The following is a 26,448-nucleotide window of genomic DNA, read 5'->3' as shown; positions in this document are numbered from 1 at the left end:
TGTTGTTTTGTGCCTTTTGCCCCGCATGCGGCAGGGCCTTACGCTGAAAGGCGGATCAAAAAGTCTGGCGGATCACATTGATGACGTTTTCCAGCACCGGATCGCGCAGGCTTAGCTTGTTGTAATGCAGTGAGATTTCAATAGATTCCGTCGTAAGTTGACTTAATGGAATGCTCTCCAGTGGCCAGCACTTTTGAAGCAAAGTGAAGAGACGCACAGGCATGATACAGAGCAAGTCGCTGCTGCCAATCAGGGCCGCGAGGGTAAACATATTGTAACTGCTAAAGCTGATCGGACGGTCCGGGAACAGTTCGTCAATACGTTGTCGCAGCGGATCCTGACCCTGTCCTTCGGACATAAATGTCGCATGTTCGTAATGGCGCAAATTTTCTGGCGTCAAAGGTGCGCTCAACGCAGGGTGAGCCTGACGACAAACGAGCGCCAGAGTGTCGGTATAAAGTACGTTATGCCCTAACGCTCTGGCCGTAAAGCTATTGCCGTCGATGATCAGGTCCGTCTGGAATTGCGCCAGCTGTGTTTCCGGATCGGTGACGGGCACGTTGCGGATAAGCAACTGTGGCGCATGCTGTTTCACCGCCTGATAGATGGCTGGCATGACCAGAACGCCCACTGAGGGAGAGGTGCCTATGGTGATAGTTCGTTGCTTATCATAACTGCCGGTGAGATCCAGCGCGCCCAGTATTGATTCCAGACCCTGGCTGATGTACTCGTGCAGATGGGTGGCGTACGCGGTTGGGGTTACGCCCTGGCCTTTACGAATAAATAACGGATCGGGAAATATCGCGCGCAATTTTTGAATTGACTGGCTAATAGCAGAGGGCGTGAGATTAAGAATTTTCGCAGCATTAACGATACCTTTATGGACATATACCGCCTCAAAAATAGTCAATAAATTGAGATCAATATTACGTAAAGTCCGAAAAATTTGCGGCTTATCTTCGCCGCTGGTTTCATTCAGGCGTTTGGCTGGTAAATTAGTAGGCTCCACGCTCTTACTCCGTATCCATTCACAATATGAATGATAGTTGAATTTATTTATTATGCTTGCAGAGATTCGTAAAGTGTTTAGTAAGTTTCCATTATTTATCGAAAACAAGCAGTTGGGTGATTGTCACGCACGTTACACGAAACCCGGCGATGGTTCTATTAAGGTTCTAATTAATATGTGACGCTAATATATGGGCGACTCGAAAATATAGAATATGCGGTTTATTGTAAAGCGTAAATGCGGTAATTAAGCAGTGGCTGGTCAAATAACTGAGCCACTGCCCGAGGTAAGTTAAGCAGCAATATATTCGTAGGAGGGATTGTTAAGCAGTGCTAAAAAGTTCTTCAGAAGCACGGGCCGGATATTGTCAGGCGTGGCGGTATCGACCCACTGGCGCATTTGCGTCATTTCCATACCGGCATACCCACATGGGTTGATGCGCTGGAAGGGGGCCAAATCCATATTGATATTCAGCGCCAGCCCGTGGAACGAGCAGCCTTTGCGGATACGCAGCCCCAGCGAACAGATCTTCATCTCTCCCACATAAACGCCCGGGGCATCGGCGCGAGGGTGAGCGTCAATATCGTACTCAGCCAGCGTATTTACCACGGTTTGCTCCAGTAAGGTCACGAGCTCACGCACGCCCAGCTTTCTGCGTTTCAGGTTAAGCAGAACATACATCACCTGCTGGCCCGGGCCGTGGTAGGTCACCTGTCCACCGCGATCGCTCTGGATCACCGGGATATCGCCCGTCATCAATAAATGTTCGGCTTTTCCTGCCTGGCCTTGAGTGAACACCGGCAGGTGTTCAACCAGCCAGATTTCATCAGGCGTGGTGTCATCGCGCCTGTCGGTAAAGTCATGCATAGCCTGAGAGACAGGCTCGTAAGGCTGTAGCCCAAGATGGCGGACAAGAATTTTATCCTGGTACAAAAGGATGTCTCCGAAGACAAGGGAGAATAGGTAACGGGGAGTATATCACAGCGGGGAAGTGGGTTACCCGGCAAACCGGGTAACCGCAGAAGGACTACAGCACCATACGAACAATTTCAATATTGCCGAGCTCTTCGTACAGCGTCTCAACCTGCTCAATGTGTGTCGCAGTGATGGTGATTGAGACCGAGTGGTAGTTACCTTTGCTGCTCGGTTTGACTGATGGAGAGTAGTCGCCCGGCGCATGGCGCTGTACCACTTCAACCACCTGATCAACCAGCTCAGGTTTCGCCAGACCCATTACTTTGTAAGTAAAAGGGGTAGGGAATTCAAGCAGTTCGTTAAGTTTGGTTTTCATGTCAGCTCCGGCGTGTGTATAAAAAATAATAACTCCCGCCACGGGGCGGGAGTTTTACTGATACGTAGTATATGGGGATCAAAATCACACTTTCAAGTGTTCAATTTTTAACCAAACCAGTGATGGAACATCAGCTTAATGTAATCAATGATTTTGCCGAAGAAATTGCCTTCAGGAATTTCCTCCAGCACCACCAGCGGGCGCTGATCGATGGTTTTGCCATCCAGCTGGAAGTTGATGGTACCCACGACCTGATTCTTTTGCAGCGGGGCGTGCAGCTCGGTGGTATTCAGCACGTAGCTGGCTTTCAGATCTTTCATACGACCGCGTGGGATCGTCAGATAGAGATCTTTGTCCACACCCAGGGAAGCACGGTCGTTATCGCCAAACCAGACAGGTTCAGAGGCAAATTCTTTACCGGCTTTCAGCGGATTCACGGTTTCGAAGAAGCGGAAGCCCCAGGTCAGCAGTTTTTTACTTTCCGTTTCGCGTCCTTTAAACGTGCGGCCCCCCATCACGGCAGAGATCAGACGCATCTGGCCTTCAGTGGCAGAAGCCACCAGGTTATAGCCAGCTTTGTCGGTGTGACCAGTTTTGATGCCGTCGACGTTCAGGCTATTGTCCCACAGCAGGCCGTTACGGTTGGTCTGACGAATGCCGTTGAAGGTGAACTCTTTCTCTTTGTAGATAGAGTACTCGTTTGGCACATCGCGGATCAGCGCCTGACCGATCAGCGCCATGTCACGCGCGGAGCTGTACTGACCTTCGGCGTCCAGGCCGTGAACGGTCTGGAAGTGGCTGTTTTTCAGGCCCAGCGCAGAGACGTAGCTGTTCATCAGGCCCACAAACGCGTCCTGGCTGCCCGCTGCAAAATCGGCCATTGCCACGCAGGCGTCGTTACCGGACTGCAAGTTGATGCCACGGATAAGCTGAGAGACCGGAACCTGCATGCCTGGCTTCAGGAACATCAGCGATGAACCTTTGAACACCGGGTTGCCGGTTGCCCACGCATCGTTACCGATAGTCACCAGATCGGTTTCTTTAAATTTACCCGCTTTCATGGCCTGGCCGATAACATAGCTGGTCATCATTTTGGTCAGGCTGGCCGGGTCGCGGCGGGCATCGGCGTTCTGTTCTGCCAGAACTTTGCCGGAGTTGTAATCAATCAGGATGTAGGATTCCGCGTCGATCTGCGGAACGCCAGGGATCATGGTCTTGATGTTCAGGTCATCCGCGTGAGCTGCGGAGAACGCAGCAGCGCAAAGGGCCGTGGTCAGCGCCATGCGCTGCACAAAACGAGCAGAAAAAGTGGTCTTCATGGTCAGAACTACGACATCCGTGATGGAATTAAAAAAAGTGCCTTACTATAGCAAATGCTATACGGGCAGGCATCCGACTTTCATCATGAGAGTGTTAACGTGGTTTACACAAACTGACATTTCGGATACCACCGATTAATTACTTCGCAACAGCGATAAACGACTGGAGCTGCGCCTCGCTCTGCAAACGCTGTTGCAGGGACGCTGCCTGCGATTTGCTGGCAAACGGACCCATCTGGATACGCCATACCGCACCGTTTTGCTCAACGCGACCTGGCACGCCAAACTGCTGGCTTAAACGCTGCTGATACTGCTCTGCACGGGCCCGATCGCTGACGGCGCCAACCTGAACCACGTAGCTGCCGCTCGCCGTCGCAGGCGCCGCAGTCTGCGTAGCAGCCGGTGCGGTCACCGGGGCGGGTTGTGTAGCGGGTGCAGCAACAACGGGCGCAGGCGCTGGGGCAGGTTCATTTGATTCAATCACGCCCGGCGCTAACGTGGTGGGTGCACCAAGGAAACCACTGCTTTTCACCGGGGCGCCTGTCGCATCTTCACTTTGTAGCGTATCGTTGCTGATGGCGTGCACTTCACCCTGCGGCTGCGCGGGCTCTGCTGGCATTGAAGCGCCCCCCATACCACCGCTTAGATCCGGGCGTGCGGGCAGGGCGTAGGTCTGTTTCGCGACCGTGGTACAGGCCGTGCCCGGGCCAGACAGCGAACCATCCTGCGCCACGATAATCGGGTCGATACGCACTTTTGTATTATTTGAGGTATTCAGACGGTCGGCTGCCGCGCGTGACAGGGAGATCACGCGATCGTTGCCGTAAGGGCCACGATCGTTGATACGTACCACGATCATCCGGCCATTCGCCAGGTTAGTGATGCGCGCATAGCTTGGAATAGGCAGTGTCGGGTGTGCCGCCGTGATCTGCATCGGATCGAAGGTTTCACCTGACGCGGTCAGATTGCTGCCTGGCTCAGCGTCATAGATGGCAGCAAAGCCGGCCTGGCTGAAACGGGAAGGATCCTGAACGATTTTATAGCTTTTACCGTCGCGCTGATAATCCTGATTCACGCTGGCGTTCAGCGGTTCATAAACGGGATCGGCACCGCTAATTTCAACAATCGGGCCATTACAGACCGCAGGCTGCGGCGGCGCGACGGTTGCCTGTTGCTGACCATCATCACTTGTACAGGCGGCAAGTAAACTTGCTGCGATGCAGATCCCCAGCCACTGCTTACGCATTGCGATCCCCTTATTTTTATACGCTTTTGGACAACATTTTCCTGTGGGTATGGATCGACATGACGATACCAAACCCGGCCATCAACACGATCAGTGCCGAGCCCCCGTAACTCACCAGCGGCAGCGGTACGCCAACAACCGGCAGAATACCACTCACCATACCAATATTTACGAAGACATAAACGAACAAAATCAACATTAATCCACCCGCCATAACCCGGCCAAAGGTGGTCTGCGCGCGTGCGGCAATGTAGAGCCCACGCATGATCAACAGCACGTAGAGTGCAAGCAGCACCAGAATGCCAACCAGCCCTAACTCCTCAGCCAGAACGGCAAAGATAAAGTCGGTGTGGCGTTCCGGTAAAAATTCGAGCTGCGACTGAGTCCCGTGCAGCCAGCCTTTTCCGCGCAGGCCGCCGGAGCCAATCGCAATCTTCGACTGAATAATATGATAGCCTGCGCCCAGCGGATCGGTCTCGGGATCGAGCAGCATCATCACGCGCTGGCGCTGGTAATCATGCATCAGGAAGAACCAGAGAATAGGAATAAAGGCAGCCAGCAGGACCACCGCGATGCCGATCAGACGCCAGCTCAGGCCGGACAGGAACAGGACGAACAGGCCGGAGAGGGCGATGAGAATCGAGGTACCGAGGTCAGGCTGTGCGGCCACGAGCAGCGTCGGCAGGAAAATCAGCACCAGCGCAATGGCGGTATTCTTCAACGACGGCGGGCAGACGTCGCGGTTAATGAAGCGCGCCACCATCAGCGGAACGGCGATTTTGGCGATTTCTGACGGCTGGAAGCGGACAATCCCCAGATCCAGCCAGCGTTGCGCCCCCTTCGAGATAGCACCGAACGCATCTACTGCCACCAGCAAAATGATACAGAAAATATAGAGATAGGGCGCCCAGCCCTCATACACGCGCGGTGGTATTTGCGCCATCACCACCATAATGACCAGACCCATGGCGATCTGGCCAACTTTACGCTCCATCATGCCGATATCCTGGCCGCTGGCGCTCCAGATAACGAGGGCGCTGTACACCAGCAGAGCCAGCAGGATCAGCAGCATGGCAGGGTCGATGTGGATCTTGTCCCACAGCGATTTTTTATTCGGATTATCCGTCATGATTATTGGTCCTCCGCCGCAGCGGCTGCCGGGTTTTCAGCTGGCAGTTCGGTGTTGTTATCACCCAGCATGATGTGGTCGAGGATTTGACGCATGATGGTACCCACCGCCGGGCCTGCGCCGCCGTTCTCAAGAATCATCGCCACCGCAACCTGCGGGTTATCATAAGGGGCAAACGCCGTCATGAGCTTGTGGTCACGCAGACGTTCGGCAATTTTATGTGCGTTATAGGTTTCATTCGCTTTCAGACCGAAGACCTGAGCCGTACCTGATTTCGCGGCAACCTTATACGGTGCGCCAGCGAAATATTTGTGCGCCGTCCCGTTAGGGCGGTTGGCTACGCCATACATCCCGTCTTTGGCGATTTCCCAGTACCCGGAATGAATGTCACCCACCGGCGGCTCGTGCGGCTGTATCCATGGCACTTTTTTGCCGTCTTCTACGGTGCTTTGCAGCAGGTGCGGTACTTTCACAACGCCATCGTTGATGAGGATCATCATCGCCTTGTTCATTTGCAGCGGCGTTGCCGTCCAGTAGCCCTGGCCGATGCCCACCGGAATGGTATCACCCTGATACCAGGGTTTTTTAAAGCGCTTCAGCTTCCATTCGCGGGTTGGCATGTTGCCGGAACGTTCTTCCGCCAAATCTATACCGGTGTAATGTCCGTAGCCGAATTTGCTCATCCATTCAGACAGACGATCAATACCCATGTCGTAGGCGACCTGATAGAAGAAGGTATCCGCCGACTCCTCCAGTGATTTGGTCACGTTCAGATGGCCGTGACCCCATTTTTTCCAGTCACGGTAGCGTTTTTCAGAGCCAGGCAACTGCCACCAGCCAGGGTCAAACAGACTGGTATTACGAGTAATGACGCCCGCGCTCAGCGCAGAAACGGCGACATACGGTTTTACCGTTGAGGCTGGAGGATAAACCCCCTGCGTGGCGCGGTTCACCAGCGGGGTGTTTGGATCGTTGAGCAGGCCGGAGTAATCCTTGCTGGAGATGCCATCCACGAAGAGGTTCGGATCGTAGCTTGGCATAGAAACCATCGCCAGAATACCGCCGGTACGTGGGTCGGTCACGATCACGGCGGCCCGGCTACCCGCCAGCAGCGTTTCGATATACTGCTGTAGCTTCAGGTCGAGCGTCAGATAAACGTCATGTCCCGCCTGTGGGGGAACCTCTTTGAGCTGACGGATCACGCGGCCACGGTTGTTAACTTCAACCTCTTCATACCCGGTCTGACCGTGCAGGACATCTTCGTAATAACGTTCAATCCCAAGCTTGCCAATATCATGGGTTGCGGCGTAGTTAGCCAGCTTGCCGTCTTTATCAAGGCGTTCGACGTCTTTATCGTTAATTTTGGAGACGTAGCCTATGACGTGCGTCAGCGCGGAGCCGTAAGGATAGTAGCGACGTTTATAGCCTTTGACTTCCACACCGGGGAAACGGTACTGGTTAACGGCAAAACGGGCGACCTGCACTTCCGTCAGGTTGGTTTTTACCGGAATAGAGGTGAAGCGGTGAGAACGTGCGCGCTCTTTTTTGAACGCAGCGATGTCGTCATCAGTCAGGTCGACAACGCTTCTCAGCGCGTTCAGCGTATCCTGCACGTTATCCACTTTCTCCGGCATCATCTCTATCTGGTAGATGGTGCGGTTTAGCGCCAGCGGGGTGCCGTTACGATCGTAGATAATGCCGCGGCTGGGCGCAATGGGTACCAGCTTGATACGGTTTTCGTTTGAGCGGGTCTGGTAATCGGTATAGCGGACAATTTGCAGATTATAGAGGTTGGCGATCAGCACGCCGGTAAGCAGCAAAATCCCCGTAAAGGCGACCAGCGCCCGGCGCACAAACAGCGCGGACTCAGCCGTATAGTCGCGAAAAGAATTCTGTAGTTTCATCCGCTGCTTAAATTACCCTGGTCTGTCATTACTCGCGGTGATAAGGGTGGTTGGTAGTGATGCTCCATGCGCGATACAAACTTTCTGCCACGAGAACCCGCACAAGCGGGTGGGGCAACGTCAGCGCCGAGAGTGACCAACTTTGTTCTGCTGCCGCTTTGCAGGTGGGAGATAACCCCTCTGGTCCGCCAATCAACAGACTGACATCACGACCATCCTGCTTCCAGCGCTCCAGTTCGTGCGCCAGCTGCGGCGTATCCCAGGGTTTTCCCGGGATATCGAGGGTCACGATGCGGTTTTTGCCTGCGGCAGCCAGCATCAGCTCTCCCTCTTTATCGAGAATACGTTTGATATCTGCGTTCTTGCCGCGCTTTCCTGCTGGGATCTCCACCAGTTCGAACGGCATATCTTTTGGGAAACGACGCAGATACTCAGTAAAACCGGTTTGTACCCAGTCCGGCATTTTGGTGCCGACGGCGACCAGTTGCAACTTCACGCATTAACCCCAGAGTTTTTCCAGCTCATACAGGCGACGGCTCTCTTCCTGCATGACGTGGACAATCACATCGCCGAGATCGACAACCACCCAGTCAGCGGTCGCTTCACCTTCAACGCCCAGCGGAAGCAGCCCTGCCGCGCGCGATTCCTGAACAACATGGTCAGCAATCGAAACAACGTGACGAGTTGAGGTCCCGGTGCAGATGATCATGCAGTCGGTGATGCTGGATTTACCCTTAACGTCGATAGCGATGATGTCCTGACCTTTCAGGTCATCAATTTTGTCGATAACAAAATCCTGGAGTGCTTTACCCTGCAAGTTTTCCCCCTGGGTGAATGAGATTGTACAACTATGAATTCGTGGCCAGTCAGTATACCTGAACTGACGCCAGTCGCGGGACAAATGTCACCGCCCGGCTTTTGAAGGCGGGTATCATCCCACCCTCCGCCTGAGATTGCATCGCCATTTTTGTAAAACAATTTCTGTAAAGCAGCGATCGGCGGGAAAGTCTGGCAGCGGAGGATATCAGTATGGCTTAGCCTGTCAAGGCAGGATAAACATTAACAGACATTTTCGCCGGTGATGATCAGGCATCTGTACTTTTCTGATACAAACCGTGTGCATGGATATAGGCCAGCACGGGCGAGGGCAGGAGATCGTCACAGTCTAAACCCTGCTGGAGACGCTCGCGGATGAGGGTCGCGGAAATATCAAACCACGGCGTTTCAGCGAGGTAAATTTTCCCGGCGGGTAGACTGTGCAGGTCTTCTATATTGTCCGTCAGATGCGCGTCAAGCCACTGCTGATGCTGCGCATCGCGCATGGTCAACGGGTAGCCCGGACGGCGGCAGACCAGCAGATGACTGTTTTCCAGAATGGTTTCGTACTGGTACCAGCTGGGAAAGTTGAGCAAGGAATCCTGGCCGATGATAAACGCCAGCGGTTGCACGGGCCCCTGCTCAGCGCGCCACTCCCGCAGCGTTTGCGATGTCCAGGAAGGGGTATCCCTGCGCAATTCGCGCTCGTCCAGCGTGAAGAGAGGCTTATCTGCGATAGCCAGCGCGAGCATCGCTTTGCGCTGCTCGCTGGTTGCTTCTGGCTGAGGACGATGCGGAGGAACATTGTTGGGCATGATGATTACCCGCTGCAACCCAATCAAATTCGCGAGGATTTCTACCGGCTTAAGATGCCCATAGTGTACCGGGTCGAAGGTCCCGCCATACATTGCCTGTAAAGAATGCATATCACCCATCGATAAATACGTCTGCCAGCGCCTTATGGCAGAGCAGCAAAGAGAGACTCTCCAGCTCCGCCCAGACAGACTGGCCGTAGTCCTGTTTTAACGTCAGTTCGGCGCGCATCAGAAGTTGCACTGCCTGACGCAACTGCTCCTGGCTCAGGCGGTTTATCGCCTCCGTGGTCATCGCCCGACGGTTCTGCCAGACGCGATGTTTATCGAATAAGGCGCGCAGGGGCGTATGTGCCGACTGACGTTTAAGGTTGTTCAGCAGCAGTAATTCGCGCTGGAGCGTGCGGAGCAGAATGACCCGCTCACTCCCTTCCAGGCGCAGCTGTTGCAGTATGTGCAGGGCTCGCTTACTTTTCGCCGACAGCAGCGCATCAACCCAGTGGAAGGGAGTAAAGTGCGCGGCATCATTCACCGCCTGTTCCACGCGCGGTAGCGTCAGCTTGCCATCGGGCCACAGCAGGGCGAGCCTGTCCAGCGCCTGCGCCAGTGCCAGAAGGTTGCCTTCATAGCAATAGCAAAGGAGCTGGCTGGCGGCATCATCCAGTTGCAGATTGTGCAGCTTTGCGCGCGCGGCAACCCATTTTGGCAGATGCGCCTGTTCTGGCGTCTGGCAGGTGACCAGTACCGCATTGGTGGCAAGCTGGGTAAACCAGGTCGCGTTTTCCTGCGCTTTCGTGAACTTGTTACCGCGTACGATAAGCAGCAGATCGCCGTGTAATAAACTCACCAGCATGGTCAGCTGTTCATTGATGGCCGCGTTAGGACCATTCTCTGGCAGCACGATCTGGATTGTCTGACGAGAGGCAAACAGGCTCATGGCCTGACAAAGCGAGAAGATAGCGTTCCAGTCGGTACTGTTATCGATCTGGAACGTATGATGCTCATCGAAACCCTGCGCGGCTGCCGCATGGCGAACCGCATCAAGGCTTTCCTGAAGTAACAGGGGGTCATTGCCGAGTAGCAGATAGGCCGCGCGCAGCCCTTCGTTGAGCTGCGCGCGGAGTTGTTCAGGATACAACCTGATCATCAGTTACCCAGCGACGTTGGCATATCCGGCGTGCTGGCATCCGGTGTTTCGATAACGTCAGCGCCTTTTTTCGTCGACGCGGCAATGGCAGGCAGTCTGCGGATCAGTTGCTCCGCGGCCTTATCATACATTTCCTTGATGATAATCTGCTGTTCGGCGTCTTTTGCCAGGGCCGTCTGCGGGTTATCGAAGAACGAGCGGTAGACTTTGGTATTGATAGGGTAAATATCTTTACCTGGCATTAAAACGGCCGCATCAACGGTAAGCACCATTTGATATTCCGCGGTTCGTCCATCCTGGAAGATCGATGCCGTGTCTTGTGACAGCGTTGATTTCAGGACGCGGAGCGAAGGAACATCCTGACGCAGGGTTCCCTTCTCGATCAGCTCAACATCGTTCAAACGCAGCTGGTTACGAATGGCCCGGCTCAGCGGTCCATTCGGATCGGATGAGTCGAAGATCATTGTTTTCATCTGAGCCGGCACTGCCGTGGTATTGCGCAGGTGCCAGCCGCAGCCAGCGGTGACCAGCACCGCCAGAGATAAGAGTATTGTTGCCAGGTGTCGCACGTTTCCTCCCGCGCTTAGCCAACGACCAGATTCAGCAGTTTACCGGGTACGTAGATCACTTTACGTACGGTAACGCCCTCAAGGTATTTCGCGACCAGATGCTCCTGGCCTGCGCGCTCGCGAACCTGTTCTTCGGTTGCGTCGACCGCGACGGTAATTTTACCGCGCACTTTACCGTTAACCTGCACCACAACCAGCGTGGTGTTTTCCACCATAGCGGATTCATCCGCCACTGGCCACGGCGCGTTGTCGATATCCCCTTCGCCTTTCAGCTCCTGCCACAGGGTGAAGCTAACGTGCGGCGTGAACGGGTTCAGCATGCGAACGACCGCCAGCAGCGCTTCGCGCATTAACGCGCGATCCTGCTCGCCGTCCTGCGGGGCTTTCGCCAGCTTGTTCATCAGTTCCATAATAGCCGCAATTGCGGTATTGAAGGTCTGACGACGACCAATATCATCGGTGACTTTCGCAATGGTTTTATGAACATCACGACGCAGCGCCTGCTGATCTTCGCTCAGTGCAGCCACGTTCAGCGCTGGCGCATCACCTTGTGAGGTGTGCTCGTAAACCAGTTTCCAGACGCGTTTCAGGAAGCGGTTTGCCCCTTCAACGCCGGATTCCTGCCATTCCAGCGTCATATCTGCCGGGGAGGCGAACATCATGAACAGACGCACGGTGTCAGCGCCGTAACGCTCAACCATCACCTGCGGGTCGATACCGTTATTTTTAGACTTGGACATCTTGCTCATGCCGGTATAAACCAGTTCATGACCTTCGGCGTCTTTCGCCTTCACGATACGGCCTTTCTCGTCACGCTCCACAATCGCATCAACCGGAGAAACCCAGTTACGTTCACCGTTCGCGCCAACGTAGTAGAACGCATCTGCCAGCACCATACCCTGACACAGCAGCTGTTTTGCCGGTTCGTCGGAGTTGACCAGGCCTGCGTCACGCATCAGTTTGTGGAAGAAGCGGAAGTAGAGCAGGTGCATGATGGCGTGTTCAATGCCACCGATATAGATGTCTACCGGCAGCCAGTAGTTTGCAGCATCGGAATCCAGCATGCCTTCTTTGTACTGCGGGCAGGTGTAGCGCGCATAGTACCAGGAGGATTCCATAAAGGTGTCAAAGGTGTCGGTTTCACGCAGCGCTGGCTGACCGTTGACGGTGGTTTTTGCCCACTCAGGATCGGCTTTGATCGGGCTGGTGATGCCGTCCATGACCACGTCTTCCGGCAGGATCACCGGCAGTTGATCTTCCGGCGTTGGCATCACGGTGCCGTCTTCCAGGGTCACCATTGGGATTGGCGCACCCCAGTAACGCTGACGGGAAACGCCCCAGTCGCGCAGACGGTAGTTCACTTTACGCTCGCCCACGCCCAGGGAGGCCAGTTTGTCGGCGATGGCGTTGAAGCCCTCTTCGAAGCTCAGGCCGCTGAACTCACCGGAGTTAAACAGGGTGCCTTTTTCAGTCAGCGCTTGCTCAGAGAGATCGGGTTCAGAGCCGTCAGCAGCAAGAATAACAGGCTTGATGGTCAGGCCGTATTTGGTGGCAAATTCGTAGTCGCGCTGATCGTGACCCGGCACGGCCATCACGGCGCCTGTGCCGTATTCCATCAGTACGAAGTTGGCGGCCCAGACAGGTATCGCTTCGCCCGTCAGCGGGTGGATCGCTTTGAAGCCGGTATCAACGCCTTTTTTCTCCATCGTCGCCATGTCGGCTTCGGCCACTTTCGTGTTGCGGCATTCGTCGATAAAGGTCGCCAGCTCCGGATTGTTTTCCGCCGCTTTTTGCGCCAGCGGGTGACCTGCGGCCACGGCCAGGTAGGTCGCGCCCATGAAGGTGTCCGGACGGGTGGTGTAGACGGTCAGCGTCTGGTCGTAGTTTTCTACGTTAAAGGTAATTTCCACACCTTCGGAACGGCCGATCCAGTTGCGCTGCATGGTCTTAACGGTGTCAGGCCAGTGATCCAGATTATCCAGATCGTTCAGCAGTTCGTCAGCGTAGGCGGTGATTTTGATAAACCACTGCGGGATCTCTTTACGCTCTACTTTGGTGTCACAGCGCCAGCAGCAGCCATCGATAACCTGCTCGTTCGCGAGAACGGTCTGGTCGTTCGGGCACCAGTTAACGGCGGACGTTTTCTTGTAGACCAGGCCTTTTTTATACAGCTCGGTGAAGAACTTCTGCTCCCAGCGGTAGTATTCCGGGGTACAGGTTGCCAGCTCGCGGCTCCAGTCATAGCCAAAGCCCAGCATTTTCAGCTGGTTTTTCATGTACGCGATGTTGTCGTACGTCCACGGAGCCGGTGCCGTGTTGTTTTTCACCGCCGCGCCTTCAGCAGGCAGGCCGAACGCATCCCAGCCGATAGGCTGAAGTACGTTTTTGCCCAGCATACGCTGGTAGCGTGCAATCACGTCACCGATGGTGTAGTTACGCACGTGGCCCATGTGTAGTCGACCAGAAGGATAGGGAAGCATCGACAGGCAGTAATACTTCTCTTTGCTCTCGTCTTCGGTTACTTCAAAGGTGCGCTTCTCGTCCCAGTGTTGCTGGACTTTTGATTCTATCTCTTCCGGGCGGTATTGCTCTTGCATGGCAGCCAGTGGTCCTGTGTTCAATACAGCTACAAATGTAGCCAATGGATGTGGTAATTCAGATCCGCATAGCATAGCCCAAACGCCCGCGTCAAAACAGCCTTTCACGCAAATGCACTTTGCAGGAATTTACCGGGTCTGTGCTTCACCTGACAAAGCGGCGACGAAATAAGGTCTATTATTAGAGACAGTTACTTACCCGGGAGGCAAAATGATGAACAAGGTTGCTCAATTTTACCGTGAACTGGTAGCGACTCTGACGGAAAGGCTGCGTAACGGCGAGCGTGATATCGACGCGTTGGTCGAACAGGCACGCGCACGCGTGACGCAAACGGGTGAGTTATCGCGAACCGAAGTGGAAGAGGTGACGCGCGCCGTGCGCCGCGACCTGGAAGAGTTTGCGCGAAGCTATGAAGAGAGCCAGGACGAAATCGCCGACAGTGTTTTTATGCGGGTAATTAAAGAGAGCCTGTGGCAGGAGCTGGCGGATATTACCGATAAAACCCAACTGGAGTGGCGCGAGGTATTCCAGGATTTAAACCACCACGGTGTCTATCACAGCGGCGAAGTGGTGGGGCTGGGGAACCTGGTGTGTGAGAAGTGCCACCACCATATCGCCGTTTATACGCCGGAGGTGCTGTCGCTGTGTCCGAAATGCGGGCACGACCAGTTCCAGCGTCGGCCGTTTGAGCCGTAGGTAAAAGCAAAACGGCAACGTCGTTGCCGTTTTTAGTGTCTGCTCCCTCTCCCTGTGGGTGAGGGCATCAGGCCGCAGAATAATAAGCCAGCCTCTCCGCTAGCAAATCCACAAACGCTTTCCGATCGATATCCACCATCACTGTGGTATTCGGCTTGTTTCCCGTCAGCGAGTAATAGTCCACCACCGTCATTCCCTGGGTATATTTCCCCTGTGTTTCCACACCAACCCAACGCTCGACCGTAGTAAACATTTCCGGCTTCAGTAGCCAGGCGATGGTGCATGGGTCATGCAGCGGGGCGCCGTGGAATCCCCACTTCTCGGCTTTGTGATACTCCATAAAGAAATCGAGCAGCTCTGCCACGGTTGTTGCAACCGGGTTACCCACAGTACGAAATCGTTCGATGTCCTGCGCCATAATTTGTGCGCGGTGGGTAACGTCCAGCCCCGCCATCACAATCGGTAGGCCCGACTGGAAGACGATTTCTGCGGCTTCCGGGTCAACAAAGATGTTGAACTCCGCGGCTGGCGTCCAGTTCCCCAGCCCCATTGCCCCGCCCATGATGACGATACGGGCGATATTGCTGTGCAGTTCAGGATGGCTGTTCAGCAGCAGCGCTACGTTGGTCTGTGGGCCGGTCGCCACCAGCGTCACGGGCTCTGCGCTTTCACGCAGAACTTTCGCCATGAGCTCGACGGCAGTACAGTTTTGTGGTGCGAAACCCGGCTCCGGCAGCGCCGGGCCATCCAGCCCACTTTCACCGTGAACGTTATCCGCAATGATCAGCTCGCGCATTAGCGGCTTAATGGCGCCACCTGCGACCGGAATATCGGTGCGTTTTAGCAGCGTTAACATGCGCAACACGTTTCGCAGGGTTTTATCCGGCGTCTGGTTCCCTGCAGAGGCGGTGACAGCTTTTACTTCCAGTTCAGGGGAGGCAAGAGCAAGGACGAGTGCGATTGCGTCATCATGACCCGGATCGCAGTCGAGAATAATAGGCTGTGCCATGGCGTTCTCCATTCTTAGCATTATTTGTGACAAGGTTAACGCTGCGATGTGACGCCGAATAGAAAAAGAGATCTAAAGCGTGAAGCAGTGCGCAATCCACAGATTGCGCACTAAAAAGATTAATGCAGGATTTTGGCGAGGAAGTCTTTTGCACGTTCAGATTTAGGATTTGCGAAGAACTCTTCTTTCGGTGAGTCTTCAACAATTTTCCCTTCATCCATGAAGATCACACGGTTGGCCACTTTACGGGCGAAGCCCATTTCGTGCGTCACCACCATCATGGTCATCCCTTCGTGCGCCAGTTCCACCATAACGTCCAGCACTTCGTTGATCATCTCAGGATCGAGCGCGGACGTCGGCTCATCAAACAGCATCGCCACCGGATCCATGCACAGCGCACGCGCGATTGCCACGCGCTGCTGTTGGCCACCTGAAAGCTGCGCAGGGAACTTATCCGCATGTGCAGACAGCCCGACGCGTTCCAGCAACTTCAGTCCCTTTTCACGCGCCGCTTTTTTGTCGCGCTTCAGCACTTTCACCTGCGCCAGCGTCAGGTTCTCAATGATGGAGAGGTGAGGGAACAGCTCAAAATGCTGGAACACCATCCCAACGTGGGAGCGAAGCTGGGCAAGGTTGGTTTTGCGGTCATTCACTTTGGTGCCGTTAACGACAATCTCGCCCTGCTGGACAGGTTCCAGCCCATTAACGGTTTTGATAAGCGTCGACTTACCGGAGCCGGACGGGCCGCATACCACCACCACATCGCCTTTTTTCACTTCTGTTGAGCAGTCGGTCAGCACCTGAAAGTGCCCATACCATTTAGAAACATTTTTCAGGGAAATCATTATACGGTCCTTTTCTTCAGCCAGCTGACCAACAGCGATGCGCTTAAACTAATCACAAAATAGACCCCGCCTGCGAAGAGGATCATCTCAACCTGCGTTCCGTCACGTTCGCCAATGGTGGAGGCGGTACGGAAGAAGTCTGCCAGGCTCAGCACGTAGACCAGGGAGGTATCCTGGAACAGGACGATGCCCTGCGTCAGCAGCAGCGGAACCATGGCGCGAAACGCCTGCGGCAGAATAATGAGCTTCATGGACTGCCAGTGCGTCATACCGAGCGCCAGCGCAGCGCTGGACTGCCCGCGCGAGATACTCTGAATACCTGCGCGGATGATCTCGGAGTAGTAGGCGGCTTCAAACATAGAGAATGCCACCATGGCAGAGATCAGGCGGATATCGGTTTTCGGCGACAGTCCCAGCACGTTCTGTAAAAAGCCGGGAACAATCAGGTAAAACCACAACAGCACCATGACCAGTGGAATGGAGCGGAACACGTTAACGTAAGCCGTAGCAAACCAGGCGAGCGGTTTAAAGCTCGACAGGCGCATCACTGCCAGCAGGGTGCCCCAGACAATACCGACGATAATGGCGATTACGGTAATCTTTAAGGTGATCGCCAGGCCATCCAGCAGATAAGGCATGGAGGGAACAATGGAACTCCAGTCAAATTCGTACATTATTTGCCCCCCAGATTGCCCGGCAGGCGTACTTTGCGTTCAACCAGGTTCATCACCAGCATGATGAAAGCGTTAATCAGAACATAGGCGAGCGTGATTGCCGTGAAGGATTCCCATGCGTGAGCGGAGTAATCCAGCAGTTTGCCCGCCTGCGCCGCCATATCTACCAGACCAATGGTTGAGGCGATGGCCGAGTTTTTTACCAGGTTCATCATCTCGGAGGTCATCGGCGGAACGATGACGCGGTAAGCGTTAGGCAGCAGTACGTAACGGTAGGCTTGTGGCAGGGTCAGGCCCATCGCCAGTGCCGCATTCTTTTGTCCGCGTGGCAGTGACTGTATGGCGGCACGCACCTGCTCGCAGACGCGCGCAGCGGTGAACAGTCCCAGACACAGCATGGAGGAGACAAAGAATTGTACGTTAGGATCCAGCTCGGCCTTGAACCACATGCCGAGATCTTCCGGCAGCAGTTCCGGGATCACCAGATACCAGGTAAAGAACTGCACGATCAGCGGAACGTTACGGAACAGTTCCACATAGAGCGTGCCAATCGAAGAGAGAAAACGGTTAGGGACGGTACGCAGAATACCGAACAGCGAACCGACAAGAAACGCGATAATCCACGCCGTTATCGATAACGCAACGGTAACCTGAAAGCCGCTCCACAGCCAGCCGAGATAGGTGGTGTTGCCGAACGGGGCTTGTTGCAGAAAGATGCCCCAGTTCCAGTCAATTGACATAGTAAACTCCAGAAAAAAGAGGGTAGCAGCGCTACCCTCGAAGATTGGTGAGAAGCTCAATTTTTGCGCTGAGTGGGGAACGACCACTCAACGTATAGTCTGTCCATGCTTCCCGACAATCGAGAGGGCAGGAGATCCCGCCCCTGTCGTTCTAGTTAGTTAAGAGCTTTGTCGTTTGGTGATTTGAACAGCGCTTTCATGTCGTCAGACAGTTCAAAGTTCATGTTCAGGTTTTTTGGTGGAATTGGGTTCTTGAACCATTTGTCGAACCATTTTGCCGCTTCGCCAGAGGTTTGCGCTTGAGCGATGGTGTCATCGATCAGCTTTTTGAAGCCTTCATCGCCTTTACGCAGCATACAGCCGTAAGCTTCTTTCGACTGCGCAGTCCCGACGATTTCCCAGTTGTCTGGTTTCTTCGCCTTGGCGCGCTCGCCTGCCAGCAGAGCGTCATCCATCATAAACGCAACGGCACGACCGCTTTCCAGGGTACGGAAGGAGTCGCCGTGATCTTTCGCGCTGATGATGCGCATGTCCATTTTCTTCTCGTCGTTCAGCTTGTGCAGCAGCACTTCGGACGTGGTACCGGAGGTCACGACAACCGCTTTGCCTTTCAGGTCAGCAAAATCTTTGATATCGCCGCCTTTCTTCGTCAGCAGGCGGGTGCCTACAACGAAGATAGTGTCCGAGAAAGCGGCCTGTTTCTGACGCTCAAGGTTGTTGGTGGTTGAGCCACATTCAAAATCAAATGTGCCGTTTTGCAGCAGAGGAATACGGTTCTGTGAAGTGATGGGGATCAGCTTCACTTGCAGGTCAGGTTTGTTCAGCTTTTTCTTCACGGCTTCAACGATGGCGTTGGAGTAATCCTGTGAATAGCCCACGACTTTTTGCGTGTTGTCGTAGTAAGAGAACGGGACAGAAGATTCACGGTGGCCGACCACGATCACGCCGTTTTTGGCAATCTTGTCGAGAGTGCTTCCTGCTGCCGGAGCGTCTTCAGCGTGAACGATGCCCGCAGACATTCCCATAACCAGCATTGCTGTGGCCAGTTTACGTAATTGCATACCCAACTCCTTTCTTATCAGCGCCAGTGACGCTTTGATACCCATTGTGATGTTGTTATATCTCGCGCAATGCGAGTGCAGTGTTATGCAAGCTTGTTAACATTTAGTCTGGCTTAATGTAAAGATTTTGCTGCGTTATTGTTTATTTTTGCGAAGCGCGCCGCACCATTCAGAGGCAATAATCTCTCGTTGCACCGTTTCGGTGCTACCGGAGATCCATGCTGGTGCGACAAGGTTGCACGTTAAGCCAGACAGCGTTTGCGTAATTAAACAAAGCAACAGGCGTGCCAGAATTGAAGTTTAGGAGGAAATTGTCGGGTGGCGGCTGCGCCGGAGAGTAGGCCGGGTAAGGCGTAGCCGCCACCCGGCAACAGAAGGCCAGGTTATCTACGACGCTGACGCAGGCTCATCACTACGGCGGCAAAACCGAACAGCGTGGTCAGGATCCACAGCGGCCAGTTCCCGGTGCGCGCATAAGGCGTCAGGCCCGTAGCTGGCGTGACTTTCGTGGTCAGCACCTCACGGGTGAACTGCGGGATCATGGCCTGGATTTCACCCTGCGGGCCAATCACGGCGGTGATGCCGTTATTGGTGCTGCGCAACAGCGGACGTGCCAGCTCCAGAGAACGCATTCGTGCCATCTGGAAGTGCTGCCACGGGCCGATCGATTTACCGAACCACGCATCGTTTGAGATGGTCAGCAGATAGTCGGTGTCCGGGCGGAAGTTATCGCGCACCTGCTCGCCGAGGATAATCTCGTAGCAAATAGCGGCCGTCAGGGCAAAACCGTGCGCATGCAGCTGCGGCTGAACGTAAGGGCCCCGGCTGAATGAGGACATCGGCAGGTCAAAGAACGGTGCCAGTGGGCGCAGAATAGACTCCAGCGGAACAAATTCGCCAAACGGTACAAGGTGATTTTTGTTGTAACGATTGGTGGAGGTATAGCTGTATTTGCTGTCCTTACCGAGCGTAATGATCGTGTTGTACGTGTCATAGCGGTTCTGCTGATTGAGACGCGCATCCACAATTCCGGTAATCAGCGTACTGCCGCGCGCGCGCAGCAGATCGTCCATCATCTTCAGGAAGGGCTGCTGATTGATCTCCAGATCCGGGATCGCAGACTCAGGCCAGATGATGAGCTGCGATTTACCCATCACCTTTTCAGTGGCATTGGCGTAGATTTTCAGCGTGTTCAGCAGCTGATTCTCATCCCATTTCAATGACTGCGGGATATCGCCCTGTATCAACGATACCTGCGTGGCGCGCGCGGGCTCCAGCGTGAACCACTGGATATAACGCAGTGGGAAAGGCAGGGCAAACAGGATTAACGCGGCAACCAGCGGCTTCCAGTTACGTGTCACCAGAGCCAGCACCAGCAGGCCGCTGACCGCCATGAGCAGGAAGTTAATCGCCTCCACGCCCATGATGGGAGCCAGACCTTTCAGCGGGCCGTCCACCTGGCTATAGCCGAACTGCAACCACGGGAAGCCGGTCAGTACCCAGCCGCGCAGAAATTCGGTGATTTGCCAGACAACGGGAGCCGCTATCGCGACGCGCAGCCAGGTCGTTTTAGGCCACAGACGAGATAGAATACCGGCGAACAGGCCAGTGTAGAGCGAAAGATAGGCGGCGAGCAGCACAACCAGGAAGACGTTAACCGGCCCCGGCATTCCGCCAAATTGAGCGATACTGACGTAGACCCAGTTGATACCAGAGCCAAACAGCCCCAGCCCCCAGAAGTAGCCTATGGCCGCGGCCTGTACCGGACGACGGTTCAGGGTAAGACCCTGTAGCCCCATCAGGGAGAGAATAGCGGCTGGCCAAATATCGTAAGGAGAAAAAGCCAGCGTACCGCTGGCTCCGAGTAACAGCGCCAGCAGCAAACGGACGCGCTGGCGTTCAAAGAGTGGGGCAAATGCCATTTACATTAATCTTCCAGTTTTGGCACCGGTGAGTCGTCCGGCATTCTGACATGAACCTGAATAATACGTCGGCTGTCAGCCATTGCGACCTTGAACTGGTAACCATCGATGTCAACGGTTTCACCGCGGGCCGGAAGATGGCCGAAGGCCTGCATCACCAGACCACCAATGGTGTCCACTTCTTCATCACTGAAGCTGGTGCCAAAGGTGTCATTGAAGTCTTCAATGGAGGCCAGCGCGCGCACGGTCCAGGTGTGGCGGCTCAGCTGACGGAAGTCGATATCCTCTTCTTCGTCATACTCATCTTCGATTTCGCCCACGATCAGCTCAAGGATGTCTTCGATTGTGACCAGACCGGAAACGCCACCAAATTCATCAATAACAATCGCCATGTGATAGCGCTGGGAGCGAAACTCCTTCAGCATCCGATCCACACGCTTACTTTCCGGCACAACCACGGCCGGGCGTAACACTTTTTCCATACTGAAGGCTTCGGCATCGCTGCGCATAAACGGCAGCAGATCTTTCGCCATCAAAATCCCTTCGATGTGATCTTTGTCTTCGCTGATGACCGGGAAACGTGAGTGAGCCGATTCGATAATCACATCGAGGCACTCGTCCAGCGTCTGGTTGCGTTTCAGGGTAATCATCTGCGAGCGGGGGATCATGATGTCGCGGACGCGCTGGTCGGCGATGTCCATCACCCCTTCGAGCATTTCGCGCGTATCTTCGTCGATAAGGTCGTTCTGCCCGGAATCACGAATCAGCTCCAGCAGTTCATCACGGTTTTTCGGTTCGCCGTGGAAAAGCTGGTTCAGGATGAGGGAGAAAAATCCCTTTTTAGTGGTTGTCGTGTCGCTACTGTGTGAATTGTCGTCGCTCATGGCGTTTGTTAAGGGTTCTCTTGTTAGTTCAACGTTAACCGCCGCGCTATGTCCCTGCGCGGCGGCATGGTAGTCAGTGACTGACTATTCTTTCTCGGCAATGTACGGATCCTCATAGCCCAGAGCAAGCATTATCTCTGTCTCGAGGGATTCCATCTCTTCCGCTTCGTCATCTTCAATATGGTCGTAACCCAGAAGATGCAGGCTACCGTGCACCACCATGTGTGCCCAGTGCGCTTCCAGCGGCTTTTGCTGTTCTTTGGCTTCCTGCTCAACCACCTGACGGCAGATGATCAGATCGCCCAGCAGCGGCATCTCAATGCCCGGTGGGGCTTCGAACGGGAAAGAGAGCACATTGGTCGGCTTATCTTTCCCGCGATAGGTCAGGTTGAGCTCATGGCTTTCTGCTTCATCCACCAGGCGAATCGTGACCTCTGATTCTTCCTGAAACTGGGGGATAACGGCATCCAGCCATTTCTGAAACTGTGCCTCTTCTGGCATGCAGGAATTATCTTCACAGGCCAGCTGTAAATCGAGGATCACCTGACTCATTTCTGTTCATGCTCCTGCGCTTCGCGCTTACGTTCTGCGGCCAGCTCGGCCCTGCGCTTCTGATCTGCCTCTTCCCAGGCCTCATAAGCGTTAACGATACGCGCGACCACCGGGTGGCGTACCACGTCTTCGCTGTGGAAGAAGTTAAAGCTGATTTCGTCTACCTCGGCCAGCACTTCGATGGCGTGACGCAGACCCGATTTGGTGTTACGCGGCAGGTCAATCTGGGTCACGTCACCGGTGATAACCGCTTTCGAGTTAAAGCCAATACGCGTCAGAAACATCTTCATCTGTTCGATGGTGGTGTTCTGGCTCTCATCCAGAATGATGAACGCGTCGTTAAGTGTACGCCCACGCATGTAGGCCAGCGGGGCCACTTCAATCACGTTACGTTCAATGAGCTTTTCAACTTTCTCGAAGCCGAGCATTTCGAACAGCGCGTCGTACAGCGGGCGCAGGTAGGGGTCCACTTTCTGACTTAAATCGCCCGGCAGGAAGCCGAGTTTCTCACCGGCTTCTACAGCAGGGCGGGTCAGCAGGATACGGCGGATCTCCTGACGCTCAAGTGCATCGACCGCAGCAGCAACGGCCAGATAGGTTTTACCCGTACCCGCCGGACCCACGCCAAAGGTGATGTCATGGTCGAGAATGTTGGCGATGTACTGTGCCTGGTTCGGGGTACGAGGCTTAATCACGCCGCGTTTGGTTTTAATGTTGATGGCTTTGCCATAGTCCGGCACGCTTTCCGCGCTCTGCTCAAGCACGCGCGCCTCTTTGATGGCCAGGTGGATCTGTTCAGGTTCAATATCCTGGATCTCACCGCGCATCGGGGCGGTATCAACATACAGGCTGCGGAGAATATCTGCCGCGGCGTTGACGCAGATTGGGCGTCCGGTGAGTTTGAAATGGTTATCGCGACGATTGATTTCGATACCCAGACGTCGCTCCAGTTGTTTGATGTTGTCATCAAACGGCCCGCACAGGCTCAGCAGGCGAGCGTTGTCTGCGGGCTCAAGGCTAATTTCACGCGTATCTATGTTCAAACTGTTCCTCTTTATTTGGTTAACTGACCTGTGGCCACACGGCGTAATAAAACGGTCATTACCGAAATTATTCACGCCATAGAATAAAGGCGCAAGCGTTGCGGTAGATATTGGGGGTGATGAGAGGAAATACAAGGCCTGCCGGACAGGCAGGCCAGAGGGATCAGGGCTGGTAAATACCTACGCCAGAATCGTTGACTTTACGGGTGCGAGAGATAACGGATTCCGGAGTCTGTGCAATACGCAGACCCATTTCGTCCTCAGTGCGTACCACCTTCCCGCGCAGCGAGTTCGTGAGCACTTCGACAATCTCGACGTCCACAAACTTACCAATCATGTCCGGGGTGCCTTCAAAATTCACCACGCGGTTATTTTCGGTTCGACCGGACAGTTCCATGATGCTCTTACGTGAAGTGCCTTCCACCAGAATACGCTGGACAGTGCCGAGCATACGACGGCTCCAGGCATTGGCCTGCTGGTTGATACGCTCCTGCAAAATATAGAGACGCTGCTTTTTCTCTTCTTCCGGCACATCGTCAACCATATCGGCCGCTGGGGTGCCCGGGCGTGCTGAGAAGATGAAGCTGTAGCTGACGTCGAAATTCACCTCGCCGATGAGCTTCATGGTACGCTCGAAGTCATCAGCGGTTTCGCCAGGGAAGCCGACGATAAAGTCGGAGCTAATCTGGATATCCGGGCGCGCTTCACGCAGCTTGCGGATGGTGGACTTATACTCCAGCACCGTATGTGGACGACCCATCAGGTTCAGCACGCGGTCAGAGCCGCACTGGATCGGCAGGTGCAGGAAGCTCACCAGCTCTGGCGTATCGCGATAGACGTCAATAATGTCGTCGGTAAATTCCATCGGATGGCTGGTGGTAAAGCGAATGCGGTCAATGCCGTCAATCGCCGCCACCAGACGCAGCAGTTCAGCAAAGCTGCCAGTGGTGCCGTCGTAGTTTTCCCCGCGCCAGGCGTTCACGTTCTGGCCCAGCAGGTTCACTTCGCGAACGCCCTGCGCGGCAAGCTGCGCGATTTCAAACAGGATATCGTCTGCCGGGCGGCTCACTTCTTCACCGCGGGTGTAAGGTACCACGCAGTAAGTACAGTATTTGTTGCAGCCTTCCATGATGGAGACGAAGGCGGTCGGGCCATCAGCGCGCGGCTCTGGCAGACGGTCAAATTTCTCGATCTCCGGGAAACTCACGTCAACCACCGGGCTACGGCTGCCGCGAACCTGATTAATCATCTCTGGCAGGCGGTGCAGGGTCTGAGGGCCAAAAACGATATCCACATAGGGGGCTCTCTGGCGGATCAGCTTACCTTCCTGCGATGCGACGCAGCCACCCACGCCAATGATCAGGTCCGGATTTTTCCGTTTGAGAAGCTTCCAGCGGCCTAACACATGAAAGACTTTTTCCTGTGCTTTTTCACGAATTGAACAGGTGTTCAGCAGCAGCACATCGGCTTCTTTCGCATTTTCAGTCAGCTGGTATCCGTGGGTGGTATCCAGCAGATCGGCCATCTTCGATGAATCGTATTCGTTCATCTGACAGCCCCAGGTTTTTATATGGAGTTTTTTAGTCATCGACTTGCTCAGCTCAGGATTGCAAGCCGCGTATTGTAATGCTTTGGTGCGGTTGTGACCAGTATGAAGGTTGTCAACCTCAGGGCCGCAAAAATCCGGTAAACTTAAGGTATTCTCCAATAAGGAATAGTGACCATGACACTCCTGAACACCGAAGTTGCCGTTGTTGGCGGCGGTATGGTCGGCGGCGCACTGGCGCTGGGGCTGGCGCAGCAGGGATTTGACGTAACTGTTATTGAACAGGCGGCTCCGCCGGTATTCGATCCTGCCAGCCAACCGGACGTGCGTATTTCCGCCATCAGCGCGTCCTCTGTTGATCTGCTTCGCGGGCTGGGCGTCTGGGAGGCGGTGCTGGCGATGCGCGCGCACCCCTACAGCCGTCTTGAAACCTGGGAGTGGGAAAATGCTCACGTCTCGTTTGACGCCGCCGAGCTGAAACTGCCGCGCCTGGGCTATATGGTGGAAAACAACGTGCTCCAGCAGGCACTCTGGCAGGCGCTGGAGGCGCACCCGAAGGTGACGCTGCGTGTTCCGGACTCGCTGAAAGCCCTGCATCGTCATGAAGGTGGATATCTCCTGACGCTGGATAACGACGATGAGCTGGCCGTGAAGCTGTTGGTGGGGGCGGATGGCGCGAACTCGCAGGTCAGGCAGATGGCAGGCATTGGGATCCATGCCTGGCAGTATCAGCAATCCTGCATGCTGATCACCGTGCAGTCAGAAAACGCGCCGGGCGAAAGCACCTGGCAGCATTTTACGCCGAACGGCCCGCATGCATTCTTACCGTTGTTTGATAACTGGGCTTCGCTGGTGTGGTACGACAAGCCGGCGCGCATTCGACAGTTGCAGGGGCTGTCCATGGATCAGTTGCAGCGCGAAATCCGCCAGCACTTCCCGCGCCGTCTGGGTAACGTGACCCCGGTTGCCGCTGGCGCATTCCCGCTGATGCGACGCCATGCGTTGCAGTATGCCCGTGAAGGGCTGGCCCTGGTGGGAGACGCGGCGCACACCATTCATCCGCTGGCGGGGCAGGGGGTTAACCTGGGATACCGTGACGTCGATGCGTTACTGGATGTGCTGGGTAACGCTCGCGCCCACGCGGAAGCCTGGGCCAGCCATCAGGTACTGAAGCGCTACCAGACGCGCCGTATGGCGGATAACTTCATTATGCAGTCGGGGATGGATCTGTTCTATGCCGGGTTCAGCAATGACGTGGGTCCGGTGCGGATACTGCGCAATATTGGATTGATGGCAGCGGAACGTGCCGGTGGTCTGAAGCGTCAGGCACTGAAATACGCCCTCGGACTCTAATCTTTATTCCCTCTCCCCGTGGGAGAGGGTTAGGGTGAGGGCATCAGGCCGCACTATTCTGAGCAACAAAAACAAAAAAGCCCGCAGAGCGGGCTTTTTTGTTTTAAGTGGCTGGGGTGCAGGGATTCGAACCCCGGAATGCTGGTATCAGAAACCAGAGCCTTACCGCTTGGCGACACCCCAATTGCGTTAAACAAACTGCTTAACGACTTTAAAGTGGCTGGGGTACGAGGATTCGAACCTCGGAATGCCGGAATCAGAATCCGGTGCCTTACCGCTTGGC

At 54.7% G+C, this 26,448-nt stretch carries 25 protein-coding genes and 1 tRNA gene; 2 read left to right on the top strand and 24 right to left on the bottom strand.

The window, feature by feature from the left end; translation table 11 throughout:
• Positions 1–55: 55 nt before the first annotated feature.
• The 13 genes from INF86_RS19010 to leuS form a co-directional block, all read right to left on the bottom strand.
• A complete protein-coding gene (locus INF86_RS19010) occupies positions 56–1,009 on the bottom strand; it encodes a YbeF family transcriptional regulator (RefSeq protein ID WP_022647425.1) in 954 nt (317 codons plus the stop codon).
• Between the two features lie 291 nt (positions 1,010–1,300).
• The gene (lipB, locus tag INF86_RS19005) at positions 1,301–1,942 is read right to left on the bottom strand and encodes a lipoyl(octanoyl) transferase LipB (RefSeq protein ID WP_045308970.1); all 642 of its coding nucleotides are present in this window, start codon (positions 1,940–1,942) and stop codon (positions 1,301–1,303) included.
• Positions 1,943–2,036: 94 nt separating this feature from the next.
• A complete protein-coding gene (gene ybeD / locus INF86_RS19000) occupies positions 2,037–2,300 on the bottom strand; it encodes a DUF493 family protein YbeD (RefSeq protein WP_003858718.1) in 264 nt (87 codons plus the stop codon).
• A 107-nt stretch (positions 2,301–2,407) separates the two neighbouring features.
• Positions 2,408–3,619 (bottom strand): D-alanyl-D-alanine carboxypeptidase DacA, encoded by a 1,212-nt coding sequence (gene dacA, locus INF86_RS18995; RefSeq protein ID WP_003858714.1) that lies wholly within the window; start codon positions 3,617–3,619, stop codon positions 2,408–2,410.
• A 139-nt stretch (positions 3,620–3,758) separates the two neighbouring features.
• The gene (gene rlpA / locus INF86_RS18990; RefSeq protein ID WP_023305687.1) at positions 3,759–4,865 is read right to left on the bottom strand and encodes an endolytic peptidoglycan transglycosylase RlpA; all 1,107 of its coding nucleotides are present in this window, start codon (positions 4,863–4,865) and stop codon (positions 3,759–3,761) included.
• Between the two features lie 16 nt (positions 4,866–4,881).
• Positions 4,882–5,994 (bottom strand): peptidoglycan glycosyltransferase MrdB, encoded by a 1,113-nt coding sequence (gene mrdB / locus INF86_RS18985; protein WP_022647428.1) that lies wholly within the window; start codon positions 5,992–5,994, stop codon positions 4,882–4,884.
• A 2-nt stretch (positions 5,995–5,996) separates the two neighbouring features.
• On the bottom strand, positions 5,997–7,898 hold the full coding sequence (mrdA, locus tag INF86_RS18980) for a peptidoglycan DD-transpeptidase MrdA (protein ID WP_015571138.1): 1,902 nt from the start codon (positions 7,896–7,898) through the stop codon (positions 5,997–5,999).
• Between the two features lie 28 nt (positions 7,899–7,926).
• The gene (gene rlmH, locus INF86_RS18975) at positions 7,927–8,394 is read right to left on the bottom strand and encodes a 23S rRNA (pseudouridine(1915)-N(3))-methyltransferase RlmH (protein ID WP_058677431.1); all 468 of its coding nucleotides are present in this window, start codon (positions 8,392–8,394) and stop codon (positions 7,927–7,929) included.
• 3 nt (positions 8,395–8,397) lie between these two features.
• Positions 8,398–8,715 (bottom strand): ribosome silencing factor, encoded by a 318-nt coding sequence (gene rsfS, locus INF86_RS18970; RefSeq protein WP_003858696.1) that lies wholly within the window; start codon positions 8,713–8,715, stop codon positions 8,398–8,400.
• A gap of 268 nt (positions 8,716–8,983) precedes the next feature.
• Positions 8,984–9,649, bottom strand: coding sequence for a nicotinate-nucleotide adenylyltransferase (gene nadD, locus INF86_RS18965; protein ID WP_193543807.1), 666 nt, complete (start codon positions 9,647–9,649; stop codon positions 8,984–8,986).
• Positions 9,642–10,673 carry a DNA polymerase III subunit delta gene (gene holA / locus INF86_RS18960; protein ID WP_193543806.1) on the bottom strand — a complete coding sequence of 344 codons (1,032 nt, stop codon included), beginning with the start codon at positions 10,671–10,673 and terminating at the stop codon, positions 9,642–9,644. Before holA ends, nadD begins: the two co-directional genes overlap by 8 nt.
• Positions 10,673–11,242, bottom strand: a complete 570-nt coding sequence (gene lptE, locus INF86_RS18955; protein WP_022647432.1) for an LPS assembly lipoprotein LptE — start codon at positions 11,240–11,242, stop codon at positions 10,673–10,675. The genes holA and lptE overlap by 1 nt, the downstream gene beginning before the upstream one ends.
• Before the next feature lie 14 nt (positions 11,243–11,256).
• Positions 11,257–13,839: a leucine--tRNA ligase gene (leuS, locus tag INF86_RS18950; RefSeq protein ID WP_015571136.1), complete on the bottom strand. Its 2,583-nt coding sequence runs from the start codon at positions 13,837–13,839 to the stop codon at positions 11,257–11,259.
• 214 nt (positions 13,840–14,053) lie between these two features.
• On the opposite strand from leuS, the gene INF86_RS18945 reads away from it, so the two are divergent.
• Positions 14,054–14,536 (top strand): zinc ribbon-containing protein, encoded by a 483-nt coding sequence (locus INF86_RS18945; RefSeq protein WP_032621827.1) that lies wholly within the window; start codon positions 14,054–14,056, stop codon positions 14,534–14,536.
• 67 nt (positions 14,537–14,603) lie between these two features.
• On the opposite strand, the gene rihA is transcribed toward INF86_RS18945, so the two are convergent.
• The 10 genes from rihA to miaB all read right to left on the bottom strand — a co-directional run bounded on the left by rihA (position 14,604) and on the right by miaB (position 24,854).
• Positions 14,604–15,545 carry a pyrimidine-specific ribonucleoside hydrolase RihA gene (gene rihA / locus INF86_RS18940; protein ID WP_193543805.1) on the bottom strand — a complete coding sequence of 314 codons (942 nt, stop codon included), beginning with the start codon at positions 15,543–15,545 and terminating at the stop codon, positions 14,604–14,606.
• 119 nt (positions 15,546–15,664) lie between these two features.
• Positions 15,665–16,390 (bottom strand): amino acid ABC transporter ATP-binding protein, encoded by a 726-nt coding sequence (locus INF86_RS18935; RefSeq protein WP_006809622.1) that lies wholly within the window; start codon positions 16,388–16,390, stop codon positions 15,665–15,667.
• Positions 16,390–17,064 (bottom strand): glutamate/aspartate ABC transporter permease GltK, encoded by a 675-nt coding sequence (gene gltK, locus INF86_RS18930; protein ID WP_022647437.1) that lies wholly within the window; start codon positions 17,062–17,064, stop codon positions 16,390–16,392. Before gltK ends, INF86_RS18935 begins: the two co-directional genes overlap by 1 nt.
• The gene (gene gltJ / locus INF86_RS18925; RefSeq protein ID WP_015571133.1) at positions 17,064–17,804 is read right to left on the bottom strand and encodes a glutamate/aspartate ABC transporter permease GltJ; all 741 of its coding nucleotides are present in this window, start codon (positions 17,802–17,804) and stop codon (positions 17,064–17,066) included. Before gltJ ends, gltK begins: the two co-directional genes overlap by 1 nt.
• A gap of 155 nt (positions 17,805–17,959) precedes the next feature.
• The gene (locus INF86_RS18920; RefSeq protein ID WP_022647438.1) at positions 17,960–18,865 is read right to left on the bottom strand and encodes an amino acid ABC transporter substrate-binding protein; all 906 of its coding nucleotides are present in this window, start codon (positions 18,863–18,865) and stop codon (positions 17,960–17,962) included.
• Between the two features lie 383 nt (positions 18,866–19,248).
• Positions 19,249–20,787 (bottom strand): apolipoprotein N-acyltransferase, encoded by a 1,539-nt coding sequence (gene lnt, locus INF86_RS18915; protein ID WP_193543804.1) that lies wholly within the window; start codon positions 20,785–20,787, stop codon positions 19,249–19,251.
• A 5-nt stretch (positions 20,788–20,792) separates the two neighbouring features.
• Complete coding sequence (gene corC / locus INF86_RS18910; RefSeq protein WP_003858679.1) at positions 20,793–21,671, bottom strand: CNNM family magnesium/cobalt transport protein CorC; 879 nt, start codon at positions 21,669–21,671, stop codon at positions 20,793–20,795.
• A gap of 84 nt (positions 21,672–21,755) precedes the next feature.
• Positions 21,756–22,223 (bottom strand): rRNA maturation RNase YbeY, encoded by a 468-nt coding sequence (gene ybeY, locus INF86_RS18905; protein WP_193543803.1) that lies wholly within the window; start codon positions 22,221–22,223, stop codon positions 21,756–21,758.
• A complete protein-coding gene (locus INF86_RS18900) occupies positions 22,220–23,266 on the bottom strand; it encodes a PhoH family protein (RefSeq protein ID WP_022647440.1) in 1,047 nt (348 codons plus the stop codon). The genes ybeY and INF86_RS18900 overlap by 4 nt, the downstream gene beginning before the upstream one ends.
• A 163-nt stretch (positions 23,267–23,429) precedes the next feature.
• The gene (miaB, locus tag INF86_RS18895) at positions 23,430–24,854 is read right to left on the bottom strand and encodes a tRNA (N6-isopentenyl adenosine(37)-C2)-methylthiotransferase MiaB (RefSeq protein ID WP_003858672.1); all 1,425 of its coding nucleotides are present in this window, start codon (positions 24,852–24,854) and stop codon (positions 23,430–23,432) included.
• Positions 24,855–24,989: 135 nt separating this feature from the next.
• On the opposite strand from miaB, the gene ubiF reads away from it, so the two are divergent.
• Positions 24,990–26,165 (top strand): 3-demethoxyubiquinol 3-hydroxylase, encoded by a 1,176-nt coding sequence (gene ubiF / locus INF86_RS18890; protein WP_193543802.1) that lies wholly within the window; start codon positions 24,990–24,992, stop codon positions 26,163–26,165.
• A 108-nt stretch (positions 26,166–26,273) separates the two neighbouring features.
• Here ubiF and INF86_RS18885 read toward each other — a convergent pair.
• Positions 26,274–26,348, bottom strand: a tRNA-Gln gene (locus tag INF86_RS18885).
• Positions 26,349–26,448: the final 100 nt, after the last annotated feature.

This window comes from Enterobacter cloacae complex sp. I1M (assembly GCF_014982425.1).
Taxonomy (GTDB): Bacteria; Pseudomonadota; Gammaproteobacteria; order Enterobacterales; family Enterobacteriaceae; genus Enterobacter; species Enterobacter intestinihominis.
The sequence above is the reverse complement of the archived record's forward strand: the minus strand, read 5'-3'. Positions and strand labels throughout refer to the sequence as shown.

Coding starts and splice junctions, on each gene's coding strand:
- INF86_RS18935 (WP_006809622.1), bottom strand. CDS start 16,390: ATGATTTCCCTGAAAAATGTTTCTAAATGGTATGGGCACTTTCAGGTG.
- INF86_RS18920 (WP_022647438.1), bottom strand. CDS start 18,865: ATGCAATTACGTAAACTGGCCACAGCAATGCTGGTTATGGGAATGTCT.
- ybeD (WP_003858718.1), bottom strand. CDS start 2,300: ATGAAAACCAAACTTAACGAACTGCTTGAATTCCCTACCCCTTTTACT.
- nadD (WP_193543807.1), bottom strand. CDS start 9,649: ATGGGTGATATGCATTCTTTACAGGCAATGTATGGCGGGACCTTCGAC.
- dacA (WP_003858714.1), bottom strand. CDS start 3,619: ATGAAGACCACTTTTTCTGCTCGTTTTGTGCAGCGCATGGCGCTGACC.
- corC (WP_003858679.1), bottom strand. CDS start 21,671: ATGAGCGACGACAATTCACACAGTAGCGACACGACAACCACTAAAAAG.
- rihA (WP_193543805.1), bottom strand. CDS start 15,545: ATGGCACAGCCTATTATTCTCGACTGCGATCCGGGTCATGATGACGCA.
- lnt (WP_193543804.1), bottom strand. CDS start 20,787: ATGGCATTTGCCCCACTCTTTGAACGCCAGCGCGTCCGTTTGCTGCTG.
- rlpA (WP_023305687.1), bottom strand. CDS start 4,865: ATGCGTAAGCAGTGGCTGGGGATCTGCATCGCAGCAAGTTTACTTGCC.
- holA (WP_193543806.1), bottom strand. CDS start 10,673: ATGATCAGGTTGTATCCTGAACAACTCCGCGCGCAGCTCAACGAAGGG.
- ybeY (WP_193543803.1), bottom strand. CDS start 22,223: ATGAGTCAGGTGATCCTCGATTTACAGCTGGCCTGTGAAGATAATTCC.
- mrdA (WP_015571138.1), bottom strand. CDS start 7,898: ATGAAACTACAGAATTCTTTTCGCGACTATACGGCTGAGTCCGCGCTG.
- ubiF (WP_193543802.1), top strand. CDS start 24,990: ATGACACTCCTGAACACCGAAGTTGCCGTTGTTGGCGGCGGTATGGTC.
- INF86_RS18945 (WP_032621827.1), top strand. CDS start 14,054: ATGAACAAGGTTGCTCAATTTTACCGTGAACTGGTAGCGACTCTGACG.
- gltK (WP_022647437.1), bottom strand. CDS start 17,064: ATGTACGAATTTGACTGGAGTTCCATTGTTCCCTCCATGCCTTATCTG.
- mrdB (WP_022647428.1), bottom strand. CDS start 5,994: ATGACGGATAATCCGAATAAAAAATCGCTGTGGGACAAGATCCACATC.
- gltJ (WP_015571133.1), bottom strand. CDS start 17,804: ATGTCAATTGACTGGAACTGGGGCATCTTTCTGCAACAAGCCCCGTTC.
- miaB (WP_003858672.1), bottom strand. CDS start 24,854: ATGACTAAAAAACTCCATATAAAAACCTGGGGCTGTCAGATGAACGAA.
- leuS (WP_015571136.1), bottom strand. CDS start 13,839: ATGCAAGAGCAATACCGCCCGGAAGAGATAGAATCAAAAGTCCAGCAA.